The organism is Stenotrophomonas sp. GW821-FHT02D01, from assembly GCF_059421765.1.
In genome coordinates, this window is sequence record NZ_JBWKVP010000001.1 from 589,545 (window position 1) to 603,026 (window position 13,482).

A 13,482-nucleotide genomic window follows, 5' to 3' on the forward strand; every position below is an offset into this window, starting at 1 on the left:
TTGTGCACTGCACAGCGGAAGGAAGAGGTAACGCCATGGCCACCATCTACGACATCGCAAGGCACGTCGGCGTCTCCGCAGGCACGGTGTCGCGAGCGCTTTCCCGGCCGGACAAAGTGCTGCCGGCTACACGCGCGCGCATCGAGCAGGCCGCTGCTGCGCTGGGCTACGTGCCCAACACGGTGGCCAGGACACTCAAGACCCAGCGCAGCGGCAAGATCCTGGTCACCGTGCCGGACATCGCCAACCCGTTCTTCGCGCAGATCCTGCAGGGCGCGGAGGATGCGGCGCAGGCCGTTGGCTACGCCGTCCTGCTGGGCGACACCCAGAACCTGCCCGAGCGCGAGGAGCGCTACGCGCAGATGCTCCGGCGCAACGAGGCCGATGGTCTGATCGTGCTGGGGCATCGCCTGCCGCCGACGGCGCGGGAGATTGTCCAGCAACGAGGTACCGCTGCACCGGTGGTCAATGGCTGCGAGTTCGATCCCGCGCTGGGCATCCCCAGCGTCCACATCGACAACGCGGCCGCCGCGCGCGCTGTGATGGAGCACCTGTACGGACTGGGACACGAGCGGATCGCTGTGGTGGGCGGACCGCCCGACAATCCCCTGCACACGCAACGGCTGGAAGGCGTGCGCGCCGCCGGCAGGGCGCGTGGCCGCCTGCGCCACCTCAGCGTCGTGCCGGGTGACTTTTCCGTGGAGTCCGGCCATGCGGCCGCGATGGCACTGCTGCCGCCCGCAACCGCACCCACCGCGATCTTCTGCTTCAGCGACCAGATGGCGCTGGGTGCGCTGGCAGCCTGCCGTGACCTGGGCATCCGCGTGCCGGATGACGTCTCCATCGTCGGCTTCGACGACCTGGCGTCATCGCGTTACCTCACGCCTCCATTGACGACCATCCGGCAACCGATGCGCGAGATCGGTGAGCGCGCGGTCAACCTTCTGCTCGCCATCATCGAACGTGTCGATGTGCCGCTTCAGCAGACGCTGGATTTCAGCCTGATGTTGCGGGGATCGACGGCTCCGCCCAAGGGCAGGTGAGGGCGGCGCAGCGCGGTGCCTGGCCACATGTCCATCGGCGGTGCCGGTGGCACCGAAGCCTCAGCAGCCACGCACCCGATCGCTTCCATTACGCAGGTCCATCTGCAACGGGCTCCTTGCAGACGAAGTACGCGTAGTAGGCAATGCCGCATGCCATCGCTGAGATGATCACAACTGAAGCATAGCTCCAGCGGATCGAAACATGGGCGCTGGCTCCGCCGACCAGGCCATACATGGCGAGTATGAGAACGCTGGAGACCGCGTTGGCTGCGGTCTGTACACGCCCCTGCATGCCCTTCTCGGTAAGCCGCTGTGCGGCAGTGGTCACCACCGGCCAGGCGGCCAGGCAGGTGCCGATCACAAAGTAGAGGAAGAATGCCTTCCAGAACGAACTGGTCAGGGCAAAGATCGCAAAAGACACGGCCATTACAAGCGTCGCGGCCACCAATGAAGGACCATAGCCCCACCGCGTAGCGGCAGCCGGAAGGACGAACGCCCCTACCACAGCACCTACCGACAGCGACGCTTCTATTGCACCAAACTGGCCTGAACTCAGGTCCAGTACCGCCTTGGCGAACGGTGCAAGCAGGATGCTGGTTGTCATCAGAGTGACGTAGACGAGCATCTGTATGCTGTACAGCAGAACCAGCCTATGCTCGCTCAGCAGGTAGCGGACGCCCTCCCGGGTGTCCTGCCAGTAGCTGCCCTTGCTGGTTGGATCGCAGTAGAACTCCAGATGTTCCTTGCGCACGAACAGCAGGCAGAGAAACGCCGCTGCGAAAAGACCTGCGGCTATCAGCAGCACCGTCGCCGGTGAAGCGACCATCATGAATGCTCCGCTGACGGGCATGCCGACGATGAAACCAACCTCGAACGCGATGTCGACCGTGGAATTGGCATGCAGCAGCCTGCTGTCGTCGACCAGCTCACGGACCATGGCCAGCAGGGCTGGCGTGTACAGGGCAGCACAGGAGCCCATCACGAACGCCAGTGCCATCAACGCAGCAACGCCCGGGTGCCTGACGTAGAGTGCAGCGGCAGCAACAAGAGCGACCACCCGCAGGATCTTCGTCGCCATGACGATGTGACGTCTGTCCACCCGGTCGACCAGCAGGCCGATTGCAGGGGCAAGAAGCAGGGAGGGCAGCCAGAAACACACCATCAGTCCCGCCAGTGCGGGCACGGATGCGTGTTGGTTTACGACTGTCCACGACATGGTGAGCAGCACCATGCCAGCGCCGACGTTCGCCAACAGGCAGCTGACTATGACCCAGCGTACGGCGGGGATACCCAGAAGCCCCATCAGCGCGGTGAAGTGGTTCAATTGTTGCTCCTGCATGGGGTTCAAGAAGTGGTGTCGGCGACATCCAGGACAAATCCGTCGAGGATCCGTTGCATGCGCTCCTGCACCTCGGCAGACGTCCGCCCTTCGACCTGTACGTAGCCGGCACAGAATCCGGACGACCGCTTTGGCTGAATGCAATCGCCGATCGCAACGTTCATCTGGCAGCTGAGCACACCGGGATAGGCCATAAGCTGCTGCGTTGTCGACACCCGGGTCACAATGCCGGCAACCGCCGGCAGCAGCAGATCGCCAACAGCCATGTCACGTGTGTAAACAAGTTCGGGGTGCCGCCCGACATAGGTATCCATGATTGCGTGCAGAAGATCAAAGCCATACGCGTGGCCATGATTGAGTGGCACTTCGCAGCCGCTCAACCTTGCGGCGATCTCACTCATGAAGAACCGGCCATCATCAGTCACGAAGAATTCTCCGTGCAGATAGCCATGGTCGAGGCCTACAAGCGAAGCAAGCTGCTGCATGATCGCAACAGGATCGATCGGCTTTTGCTCGGAAGGAGCAAGGGTGATGTTGGCATTCATCCCTCCTGTGAATACCTCGATGATAGGCACGGGGTTGATCGCAACATAGGCATCCAGCACCTTGCCGTCAGCGACGATGGCACAGATCTGGTACTCGCGGCCGGCGATGTAGGTCTCTACCATCCATTGGACGTCGTCACACAGACAAGGAACCTCCGCCGCGCTGTCGACGCGGAAGGTGTTGATGCATGAATCGGAATCGACCGGCTTTACGATGACCGGGTAACCATGCAGGGCCGCGAAGGAGTCGACGTCGCTGCTTGACCGCACGACACTGAAGGCCGCGCAGGGGATGCCATGCTGCTGATAGAGCATCTTCATCGCAACCTTGTTCCTCACCAGCTCAACCTGCGCCTGGGTCAGGTGTGGCAGGCCAAGTGCGGCCGCGAAGCGCTGCGCTGTGTGCTGCATGGTCTCATTCGGATTGCAGAAGTAGTTTGGGTTGAACTGGTTTGCTGCTGCCCACTGCTGGAACCGTGCCACTTCTTCAGCCAGTCCACACGCCGGGTCGAGGATGAATGCTGGTGAGGACAGGCCGGCCAAGTCGACCTCATCACCGGCGATGGCAAGAAGGACGACCCGAATATCCTTGCGACTCAGGGCGCTTCGGGTGAATGTCGAGCGACGGCTCTGCACGAGAAGAATGGATGGCAGGCCATCGTTGGCCTGCGCGTTGTTCCTGGCAGAGGTGTCTGCAGTCTGTGCGTTCATGGTGTTCCTCATCCGTGTGCCGTCAGGCAGTGATTCGACCCGGGTCGCCAAGGTGGGGATGCTGATCGAGGTCAACATCACGCGGGTTCGACATCGAAGAAGGTGGCATTGGTTACGTTGTCGAAGTCCCGCTGAGCCGCCTGGTAACTGGGCGCGGTGACGAAAACGATGCCGAAAATCTGTTCGAAGTTCGAATGGCCCTCCATCACATCGCCGACCTCGAAGAAAGGTCGAACCTCGCATGTACCACCGAAGCCCGCGTCCCTCATGCGGATGAGGCGGCCTGCCTTCTTGGGGATCACCGCCCAGAAAGCCCCCCTTCCTGATGGCTCACATCGAACTGAAACGGGTAGTCCGGCCTTAAGGCGTTGGTCGAGGTCCAAGAGATTGACTCCCATGGTCTCCATGTAGGCTTCGATGACCCGTCCGCCGGGGCAGCGCGCCGCTGTCTCCAGGAACATCAGTTGATCATTCTTATCGAGGAAGAGCTCGGTGTGCGTAATCCCATCGCGAATGCCGGTCTGGGCAAGCGCGAGACGGCAGAACTCGATGGCGCGTACCGAAAGCGGGTCGTCGGGCATCAACGGAATGCTGCCTACACATTCTCCTTCAGCCAACGCAAGTACTGGCCGGTTGAACCTGCTGCAACAGGCGACAAGCGGTACCTTGTCGCGGTACACGATCTCGCAATGCAGTAGTGTCCCTGTGATGTAAGACTCCGCTTCGAAGGAACCGGCGAACTCGGCAAGGGCGGCGGCGGGATCTGCATCGAGGGCGGACCTGATGATCCGTGTTCCAAGGGCGCTGGCCGCGTTTACCGGTTTGATGATGAATGGCCAGCCCAACGCCTGCCCCAGCATCTGTAGGTAGCGCTTAGGCGAGCCAGCATACTTCGCTCGATCGAAACGCATGTTCTTCGGTACCCGTACGGCATTGCCAACCACGCTTTTCATCACCAGCTTGTCCCTGAAGGCCAGCGTTTCCTGTACCCGCATGCCATCCAGATTGAAATGCTCCCGCAGCCCAGCGGCAACAAGCGGTGTGTATTCACCGTAGCCAATGATTCTGATGTCGCTACAGCCGATGAATTCAGCCTGCGCGGCTGCCACCACGTCGCTCAGCGCCATCGGGCAAGGGTCCAGGGGGTCGAATGTCGTGGGAACGACGTAATGTCGATCAAAGAGCGCAGACAGCCTGGAACGATCCGCAATGCCTGTATCAACGATTGCGATCAGCTCAATTCCTGGTTCCCGCTCCTGGAAAAAGCTGACAAGATGCAGCGAGCTGATGCTGGATTCGGAGTCGAAAAGGTAGATGAGTCGTCGCATTTCTCTATTTCCCAGTGTCATCGACACCGTTCGGATACAGCACGTCTAGGGTGCCGTCGTGGTTTACCGATCCCGTTGCAGGAAGCGTATAAGAGGGGTTCCATGCGAGGCGATCGGCAAGGCGGTAGCTGGTGCGGATTCTCAGGCTGGATCCCTCATCTGCGACGATGCTACCGTGATAGAGGATTACCTTGCCGATATCCGTTATCAGTGCGTACTGCGGTTTTGCCCTGCCGCTCAGCAGTCCTGATGTCGAGAGATGCGAGATGATATTTAGGCCTCTCTGCACTGACGTCCGGTACCTCTCGGTACCCTTGAGCGGTACGGCGTGGAAGAGGTAGTGCGGCGCGATTTCCAAGTAACGAAGTTGGTCATAAAGCTCGGTCATCGTTTCCACGTTGTCATTGACGCGCTTCAGCAGAACGTTTTGGCTGTACAGGTTGACCCCCACGCCTCGCAGCGACCGGTAGAGGGAAGTTGTTGGCTCCTGCAACTCGAACGGATGATTGATCTGTGAGGCGATTTCCACTCTGAGTGACTTCGAAGCGCGTTCGAACAGCGCTAAAAGTGTGGGATCGAAGCGTTCGGGGGCCTGGATGGGAAGGCGTGTGCCGATGCGTACATAGCGGATGTTCGGTGCACGCTCGAGGATCCGCTCGATCAGATAGGCAAGCTTTCTTGGGGCGATAAGAGGATCCCCACCTGTGATAAGGACCTCCCTTAGGTGATGGTCGTACGCAACCGCGTCTGCGACGTCATCAAGCTTGGCAGTGGACAGCGAGAAGCGATCGTAATAGCCACGCACGCAGTACGAGCACTCTGCGGCACAGGCTGACACCAAGTCGACGACGACCACGCGACGGTACATGCGCTCCAGCCCGGTCTTGGCCTGTTCAGATGCAACTTCTGCCTGAAAGTGGCGCGCGTTGGATAGGTCGCCACCGCCATCGGGGATGGTGTAGTACTGGTGATAGATTCCGCGATACTCGGGCGAATCCTCCCCATGCGCGCGTAGTGCAAGGTCCAGCAGCTGATCCACGTAAGGGCTGGTTTTGGGCTGGTTCTTGTCGATTATGCTCTTCATCAGACTGGCCATGCCTTGAATCTCCTTTATGCGACAGTCAATGGGTCTGTGCCGCTGACCGAATCCTTCAACTTCCAGGTAGACTCGACCATCAGGCTGCGAACCAGCCATCGGTCTGAGCCATCATGGCGTGGTTGATACTCGGTCCTCGAATGGGCGACACGCCGGTTATCGAAGATGAGAAGGTCGCCTGTCTGCAGGGCGATGGATTGGTGGCAGCGCTCTATCCGCTCAGTGAGCGTGATGAGTGCAAGTTCCGCTGCTTTGCTGTTGGCAGCGGTGAAGGCCGGATCAAACAAGAACTCTGGATCCTGCGACGGTTCGATGATGTACGAGGTTCGCTTGAATGCTTGGCCTGACAGGAATGTTTCGTCAGAGTGGAATGTGTAATCGCGCCGCTGCAGCTGCATTCTTGTTTCCTCAGGTAGCTCTTCCACGATCTTCCGGGCAGCGGCGAGGAGCGTTCTAGCTGCCGGGTCGGATCGAAGACATAGCAGCGATACGTAGTCAGCCCGGGCTTTGTGAAAAGCGTCTTCTACGTGCCAATCGAGCTGGATGCTGTTGCTTCCGATCTGTTTTTCACTATCGGAGGAAATCGGAAACACATCTTCGACCATGGCGTGCCCACGCTTGTTGGAGAATCTGTACATGAATCCCATCTGTGCCGAAAACAGTGCCGACATAAACTGGTAGTAAAACGGTGCCTGGCAACTGTCGCGCTTCTGCCCAGGTGTTTCAGGGACGTGGTGGCGCGTCGGCAGGCCTCTGATAAGCAGATGCGTCTCTCCGCTGACGCGCATCCGATGCAGCCGTCGCCGCACACGTGAAGGCAAGCGTGTTCCCAATTCAATGCAGCCATAGCTGAAGGAGTCGGATGCCTTGTCCGCGAACGCGACCGCGTTGCCTGCTACAAGGGCCTCTATCTGGTCCCGCTCATGCCTCTCGATTTCGAATACAGTGTTGTTCATGGGTTTCCCATCAAGCACATGAGGATCGCCCTCATGGAAGTGTCTGTTGATACACCCTCGCGTGATTTCCCGTGAAGCGGGCAGCGAAGATGACGTGCGTCCGCAAAGGCATTCGACGTGCGTTGGGCACATCGGCACCGGCTTGGGCGTGCGGGAAGTGGACTGGGGTTCTCGCTCAGCGATTCACTCGCCCCTCGATATGATGACGAAGGGGTATTTGCGAGATGTCAGATGGCCGCGATAGCTGAGGAGATTGCAGCGAAGGCGGGATCATCAGACGTGCCATCGGTTCGATTGAACGCTGGATGGCGTTCTGCCGTTGTGCCTGGTGTGGTCTCGTTGCGAGACGGTCAACTGGATGGTGGAAAGTGCGCATGGTCGACATCATGGTGATTCCATCGGGCATCGATACAGCTCCTTGCCTGCTTTTTCGAAACGCTAGCATGGCGATCTGCGCTGCGGCCAAGGAGGTGGTCCAATTCCTGATCGATGAAGCGTGTTGACTGACAGATTCCATCGCCACGAAGAGATCGCGCACGGCATGATCCGCAGTGTTGAATGTGGGCGAAGGCCTTGGCGCGGCAACGGTGCGTGCGCCACGCCCATCCCCGGCGCCAGCTGCGATGCGGTGGAAACAGGGTGCGGGTAGCACTGAGCTCCACCCATGGCATTTCCGCAAATGCCAGCGTATTCAATGCGCCGTTGACGACAAGGATGCGGCGGAAACCGAAGTAATTCATCAACCGGGTGGTGAACAGTTTCATGGTCAGGTTGCCGGCGAACATTCAGTACCGGTCGCCCTGCAGGGAAGGCATTCATGCCGTAGCCGATCTGGAACATCAGCGGCAACATGAGGGGTACGGCCCCGACCGACATGCGCAACAGTGAGCTGCCCCAGGAGTTGACCGCGAAAGCCTGCTGTCGGAACGGGGGCCAGTGACAGCATCGGACGCGGATGGTCTGCCGGCCCCAGTGCATCAGAAAAGACCTGTGCACAGCGGGCAGGATTCATTGAATCGGGGCCGGTGAGATTGAAGACGCGGCCGATATGGGAAACCGGGTCTTGCAGCACCAGGGCCGCCGCATGAGCGACATTCGCCGCGGAGACCGGTGCGGTGCGGCCTTGGCCGAAAGGCAGGACAAGCGTTTCGTCGTCTTGCACGTTTGCCGCCGCGGTGCGCAGGAAGATGTCTCCCAAGAACACAGCCGGGCACACGGTGCCGGGCGAAAAGAGCTACCCCCAGATCAAGGCGGACGTGCGAAGGCTGGTCGTGGACATCAGTCGCTGTGCTGCCGCACAGGCCGACCACGGCAGCGGCACGATGCAGAGCATCTGGCTCGTCGACGCCCGGCAACGCGGTGAGGAGATGCGGGCGAATGCGTCAACGTGGGCCGCAAGCCGCACGACATCTCGCGTCAGACCGACACACCCGCGGTTCGCCCGGCGATAGATAGCGGTTGGAACCACGATGTACCCTTCAAGCTTTACCACGGGTGCAAGCGTGCTGCTGCTCGGGGGCCGTGAGAAGCATCAACAGGCGCTGATCACCGCTTTGGGCGACAGCGGCCCGGAGCTCGATTTTGCAAACAATGCTGCGTGGGCGGTCGCACTTGCATCGGCCACCGTGTTCGATGCGGCCACCTGTGACGTGGCGTCGCGGCCGCTCTGCCACCGCCCGACCTGACGGATTGCCAATGTCGTGGCAGTAACTCATCCGAACGAGGGCCAGATCGACTTGGCCAGCATCGAACGCGGTGCCACTGATTCGCTGCCGGCCAACATCGATCCTGCGCGGTTTGTCGCCCGGCTTGTGTGTCTACCTTGCGCGGCGTGAGGCCAAGCAGTACGCGACACTGGCCTATGGTCACCTGTATATCGACTTGCGCACGCACCAGGTCCACCTCTACGGCGCCAGTATCGATCCATATCCGCAGTGCGGTGCACGCGCGGTGAACCTGCTGCTCGCCATCATCGAACGTGTCGATGTGCCGCTTCAGCAGACGCTGGATTTCAGCCTGATGTTGCGGGGTTCGACGGCCCCGCCCAAGGGTCGCTGAGGCAAGGGCAGGGCGGCGGGATTCCGCGCTTTGCCCGGCTCAGGGCTTGCCGCGCCTGGCGTCCACGCTGAAGCGGCCAGGCCCGCTGCAGGCCAGCAGCAGGAAGCCGCCGGCGATGGCCAGATTTTTCAGGAACATGATCTGCTGCACCGGGTCGGCGAGCTGGTGGTGGAAGATGAAGGCCGTGACCAGGCTGAAGGCGGCGAGCACCGCTGCCACTGCCCGGGTCTGGAAACCGAGCAGGATGCACAGGGCCGTGCCGATCTCGAACAGGATGGTCGGCCACAGAAGGATGCCGGGGAGACCCATCGCCGCCATGTAGCCCTGTGTTGCCGCCGGGTCGGACAGCTTGCCCAGGCCCGATACCAGGAACAGCAGCATCAGCAACACGCGGGCGGCCAGCTTCGCAAGGGAGTGAAGTGATGTGTCCACGGCAACGTCCTCAGGGTGGGCAGGGCGGGGGATGATCAACAACCATGCAGGGCGGTATGCCCTTGCCCAACCGACCGGGGCGCTGCAGCAGGAGCTCCTGTCCAGCCATCGAATCCCATCACGGGTGAAGTGGATGTTGAGAGCGATGGCGCCGGCAGCCTGCCGACCCGCGCGGTGCGTCCTTGCCTCAGCGCCGCTCGTACCAGCCGCGCGATGCATTGACGATGCGCACCACCGACAGCATCACCGGTACTTCGATCAGCACGCCGACCACCGTGGCCAGCGCCGCGCCGGAATGCACGCCGAACAGGCCCACGGCGGTGGCCACGGCCAGTTCGAAGAAGTTGCTGGCGCCGATCAGCGCCGAGGGACCGGCCACGCAGTGGGCAACACCCAGGCGCCGGTTGAGCAGGTAGGCCAGCCCGGAGTTGAAGTAGACCTGGATCAGGATCGGCACCGCCAGGATGGCGATGACCAGCGGCTGCCGAACGATCTGCTCGCCCTGGAAGCCGAACAGCAGCACCAGCGTCAGCAGCAGGGCCAGCAGCGAGACCGGGCCCAGCGTGCGCAGCGCGGACTGCAGGCCAGCCTGGCCGCGACGGGCCAGCATCCAGCGCCGCAGCAGTGCGGCCACCAGCACCGGCGCGATGATGTACAGCGACACCGACAGCAGCAGCGTGTCCCATGGCACGCTGATCGCCGACAGGCCCAGCAACAGCGCCACCACCGGTGCATAGGCCACCACCATGATCGCGTCGTTCAACGCGACCTGGCTGAGGGTGAAATTGGCATCGCCGCGGCACAGGTTGCTCCACACGAAGACCATCGCGGTGCAGGGCGCTGCTGCCAGCAGGATCAGCCCGGCGATGTAGCTGTCGATCTGCGCGGCGGGCAGCGCGTCGGCGAACACGTGGCGCAGGAAGAACCAACCCAGCAACGCCATCGAGAAAGGCTTGACTGCCCAGTTGATGAACAGCGTCACGCCGATGCCTTTCCAGTGCTGCCCGAGCTGGCGCATCGCACTGAAATCGACCCGCAGCAGCATCGGGATGATCATCAGCCAGATCAGCACCGCGATGGGCAGGTTGACCTTGGCCACCTCCGCCGACGCCAGTGCAGCGAATGGCTGCGGCAGCGCGTGGCCAAGCAGGGTGCCGGCCACGATGCACAGCGCCACCCACAGGGTCAGGTAACGCTCGAACAATCCCATCGGTGTCGGTGCGCTCACGCCTGGCCGTCCCCGGGCTGCACGAAGCCAATGCGATCCAGCGCGTCCTTCAACGGCCCGCGGTCGGACCATGTAGCTGCGGGCAATGCCAGCAGGGCCAGCAACCGTGCCTTGACGATGGCATGGGCCTGCGCGAATGCAGCCGCCTTGTCCTCCGCGCTGCCATCAACGGCGGCCGGATCAGGCAGGCCCCAGTGCGCGCGGACGAAATCGCCGAACACCACCGGGCATGCCTCGGCGGCCGCGGCATCGCACACCGTGATCACCAGGTCCATCGGCGCGCCGTCGGCGAACTCGTCCCACGATTTGCTGCGCAGGCCTGCCGTTGCAATGCCCTCGGCCTGCAATTGCGCAAGTGCGAACGGATTGACCTCGCCGGTGGGCTGGCTGCCGGCGCTGAAGACCTCGAAGCGATGACCGGCCCACGCCCGCAGCGTGGCTTCGGCAAGGACGCTGCGGGCGGAATTGCCCGTGCACAGGAACAGGACGCGTTGGGTGGTCACGAAGCAGATCTCCGGTCAGCAGGCGCAATCAGGGGAGGTGGGGCTGCAGGCCGGATCGGGCGAGCCTGCGCAGCAGTTGTGGGTGAGGTAGTCGATCAGGCCGGTCATCGCGCTGAAGTTGGCGCGGTAGCAGACATTGCGGCCCTGGCTCTCGCTCTCGACCAGCCCGGCCTGCAGCAGCTCCTTCAGGTGGAAGCTGAGCGTGGCCGGCGGTACCTGCAGGGCGGCGGCTATGTCACCGGCCATGCGTCCGGCCGGGCCGGCTTCGACCAGCAGCCGGAACGCGGCCAGGCGGGTGGCATGGCCAAGGGCGGTAAGCGCGGCGATTGCATTCTTCGTTTCCATATTTCTAGAATAGTCGAATGAATGAATCCATCGCAAGCGCCACCCTTCCGAATCTGGCCGAAGCCTCGCTTCCCCAGCCCGACCCGTCCCTGCTGGGCGCCGGCCGCGCACACCCGCCGCGGATCCTGCTGTTGTATGGCTCGCTGCGCCCGCAGTCGTTCAGCCGCAAGCTGGCGCTGGAGGCCGAGCGCCTGCTGCGCCACCTCGGCTGCGAGACCCGGGTGTTCGATCCGCATGCGTTGCCCATGCTCGACAGCGTCGGCGCCGATCACCCTGAAGTGCAGCGCCTGCGCGCGTGGTCGCACTGGTCCGAAGGCCAGGTCTGGATCAGCCCGGAGCGCCATGGCACGGTCACCGGCGTGTTCAAGAACCAGATCGACTGGCTGCCGCTGGAAGACGGCAGCGTGCGCCCGACGCAGGGCAGGGCGCTGGCGGTGATGCAGGTCAGTGGCGGTTCGCAGTCGTTCAACACGGTCAACACGCTGCGCGTGCTGGGACGGTGGATGCGCATGCTGACCATCCCCAACCAGTCTTCGGTGGCCAAGGCATGGCAGGAGTTCGACGAGAACGGGCGGATGAAACCCTCGGCGTACTACGACCGGGTGGTGGATGTGATGGAGGAACTGGTCAAGTTCACCCTGCTCACGCGGGATCGTTCGGACTACCTGGTGGATCGCTACAGCGAGCGCAAGGGTGATCAGGAGGCGGCCGCATTGGCGCGTGCGGCAGGGGCGGTGGTCGCACGCTGACGGCACGCGACCGCCACAGGGATGCGCATGCGCGGGCGCATCACCTCAATCCACTACCATGGGCCACCCCACCAGGATGTGCCCCGATGTCCCTCGTCATCCCGACCCTGCCCAGGCCTCCCGCCGCACGCATCGCCGCTTGGCTGATGATGCTGCTAGGCATGTGGCTGGCACTGAAGCTTGGCCTGGTGGTGACCCTGCTGTCGGGCCTGCTGGTGTTCCAGCTGACCCATGTGCTGGCCTCCACCGTGGAAGGCAAGCTGCGTCCCGGCCGGGCGCGGGCGATCGCGGTGATCGTGTTGTCGGCGGTGATCATCAGCGTGCTGGTGCTGGCCGGTATCGGCGTGGCCTCGTTCTTCCGCAACGAGACCGGTGGCCCGGACGTGCTGCTGGCGCGGTTGATGGACATCCTCAACACCTCGCGCCACCAGGTGCCGGCCCTGCTGCAGCCCTACATTCCAGAGGATCTGACGGCGCTGCGCGCCGCCGTGAACGAATGGGCCGCCGAGCACCAGCGCCAGTTGGGCGTGGCCGGCACATCGGTGGTGCAGGTGGGCGTGCGGGTGCTGATCGGCATGGTGCTGGGCGCGATGATCGCGCTGTACGACGAACTGCCGCTGCCGAAGATGGGCCCGCTGGCGCAGGAACTGATCGGCCGCACCAGCCGCCTGGCCACCGCGTTCCGCCAGGTGGTGTTCGCACAGGTCAAGATCTCGCTGCTCAACACTGTGTTCACCGCCATCTTCCTGCTGGGCGTGCTGCCGCTGTTCGGCGTGCACCTGCCGTTGTCGAAGACGCTGGTGCTGATCACCTTCCTGGCGGGCCTGCTGCCGGTGGTGGGCAACATCATCTCCAACACCATCATCGCCATCGTCGCGCTGTCGGTGTCGTTCTATGTGGCCGTGGCTGCGCTGCTGTACCTGGTGGTGATCCACAAGCTGGAGTACTTCCTCAACGCGCGCATCGTCGGCGGCGAGATCCAGGCGCGCGCCTGGGAGCTGCTGCTGGCCATGCTGGTGATGGAGGCGGCCTTCGGCCTGCCCGGGCTGGTAGCCGCGCCAGTGTTCTACGCCTACGTGAAGCGCGAACTGGTGGACCAGCGCTGGATCTGACCCGCCTTCACCCGGGCAGAGCGCTACACTGATCCGC

14 protein-coding genes and 1 pseudogene are annotated in these 13,482 nt (G+C 62.5%); 5 read left to right on the forward strand and 10 right to left on the reverse strand.

Features of this window, described 5'->3' with window-relative positions:
• Nucleotides 1–35 precede the first annotated feature (35 nt).
• Nucleotides 36–1,043 carry a LacI family DNA-binding transcriptional regulator gene (locus tag AC07UW_RS02745; protein ID WP_495211381.1) on the forward strand — a complete coding sequence of 336 codons (1,008 nt, stop codon included), beginning with the start codon at nucleotides 36–38 and terminating at the stop codon, nucleotides 1,041–1,043.
• An 88-nt stretch (nucleotides 1,044–1,131) separates the two neighbouring features.
• Here AC07UW_RS02745 and AC07UW_RS02750 read toward each other — a convergent pair whose 3' ends face one another.
• The 6 genes from AC07UW_RS02750 to AC07UW_RS02775 form a co-directional block, all read right to left on the reverse strand.
• Nucleotides 1,132–2,367, reverse strand: coding sequence for an MFS transporter (locus AC07UW_RS02750; RefSeq protein WP_495211382.1), 1,236 nt, complete (start codon nucleotides 2,365–2,367; stop codon nucleotides 1,132–1,134).
• 20 nt (nucleotides 2,368–2,387) lie between these two features.
• On the reverse strand, nucleotides 2,388–3,638 hold the full coding sequence (locus AC07UW_RS02755) for an ATP-grasp domain-containing protein (RefSeq protein ID WP_495211383.1): 1,251 nt from the start codon (nucleotides 3,636–3,638) through the stop codon (nucleotides 2,388–2,390).
• 77 nt (nucleotides 3,639–3,715) lie between these two features.
• Nucleotides 3,716–4,966 (reverse strand): ATP-grasp domain-containing protein, encoded by a 1,251-nt coding sequence (locus tag AC07UW_RS02760; protein ID WP_495211384.1) that lies wholly within the window; start codon nucleotides 4,964–4,966, stop codon nucleotides 3,716–3,718.
• A 4-nt stretch (nucleotides 4,967–4,970) separates the two neighbouring features.
• A complete protein-coding gene (locus AC07UW_RS02765) occupies nucleotides 4,971–6,062 on the reverse strand; it encodes a 4Fe-4S cluster-binding domain-containing protein (RefSeq protein WP_336025747.1) in 1,092 nt (363 codons plus the stop codon).
• Nucleotides 6,063–6,076: 14 nt separating this feature from the next.
• Nucleotides 6,077–7,018 (reverse strand): TauD/TfdA family dioxygenase, encoded by a 942-nt coding sequence (locus AC07UW_RS02770; protein ID WP_495211385.1) that lies wholly within the window; start codon nucleotides 7,016–7,018, stop codon nucleotides 6,077–6,079.
• A gap of 350 nt (nucleotides 7,019–7,368) precedes the next feature.
• A complete protein-coding gene (locus AC07UW_RS02775) occupies nucleotides 7,369–7,782 on the reverse strand; it encodes a hypothetical protein (protein ID WP_336025752.1) in 414 nt (137 codons plus the stop codon).
• A gap of 705 nt (nucleotides 7,783–8,487) precedes the next feature.
• On the opposite strand from AC07UW_RS02775, the gene AC07UW_RS02780 reads away from it, so the two are divergent.
• Nucleotides 8,488–8,703: a hypothetical protein gene (locus tag AC07UW_RS02780; protein WP_495211386.1), complete on the forward strand. Its 216-nt coding sequence runs from the start codon at nucleotides 8,488–8,490 to the stop codon at nucleotides 8,701–8,703.
• A 253-nt stretch (nucleotides 8,704–8,956) separates the two neighbouring features.
• A pseudogene (locus tag AC07UW_RS02785) lies at nucleotides 8,957–9,076 on the forward strand (LacI family DNA-binding transcriptional regulator); the annotation flags it as partial.
• A gap of 39 nt (nucleotides 9,077–9,115) precedes the next feature.
• Here AC07UW_RS02785 and AC07UW_RS02790 read toward each other — a convergent pair.
• The 4 genes from AC07UW_RS02790 to AC07UW_RS02805 form a co-directional block, all read right to left on the reverse strand.
• Complete coding sequence (locus AC07UW_RS02790) at nucleotides 9,116–9,508, reverse strand: DoxX family protein (protein WP_025873933.1); 393 nt, start codon at nucleotides 9,506–9,508, stop codon at nucleotides 9,116–9,118.
• A gap of 187 nt (nucleotides 9,509–9,695) precedes the next feature.
• Nucleotides 9,696–10,718, reverse strand: coding sequence for an ACR3 family arsenite efflux transporter (gene arsB / locus AC07UW_RS02795; RefSeq protein WP_032951566.1), 1,023 nt, complete (start codon nucleotides 10,716–10,718; stop codon nucleotides 9,696–9,698).
• A 14-nt stretch (nucleotides 10,719–10,732) separates the two neighbouring features.
• Nucleotides 10,733–11,239, reverse strand: coding sequence for an arsenate reductase ArsC (locus AC07UW_RS02800; protein ID WP_025873932.1), 507 nt, complete (start codon nucleotides 11,237–11,239; stop codon nucleotides 10,733–10,735).
• A 15-nt stretch (nucleotides 11,240–11,254) separates the two neighbouring features.
• Entirely contained in the window at nucleotides 11,255–11,584 is a 330-nt protein-coding gene (locus AC07UW_RS02805; protein WP_080149449.1) for an ArsR/SmtB family transcription factor, read from the reverse strand.
• Nucleotides 11,585–11,601: 17 nt separating this feature from the next.
• Between AC07UW_RS02805 and arsH the strand changes: the two genes are divergently transcribed.
• Both arsH and AC07UW_RS02815 read left to right on the forward strand, forming a co-directional pair.
• Nucleotides 11,602–12,333 carry an arsenical resistance protein ArsH gene (gene arsH, locus AC07UW_RS02810; RefSeq protein WP_495211387.1) on the forward strand — a complete coding sequence of 244 codons (732 nt, stop codon included), beginning with the start codon at nucleotides 11,602–11,604 and terminating at the stop codon, nucleotides 12,331–12,333.
• 146 nt (nucleotides 12,334–12,479) lie between these two features.
• Entirely contained in the window at nucleotides 12,480–13,445 is a 966-nt protein-coding gene (locus tag AC07UW_RS02815; RefSeq protein ID WP_229655702.1) for an AI-2E family transporter, read from the forward strand.
• Nucleotides 13,446–13,482: the final 37 nt, after the last annotated feature.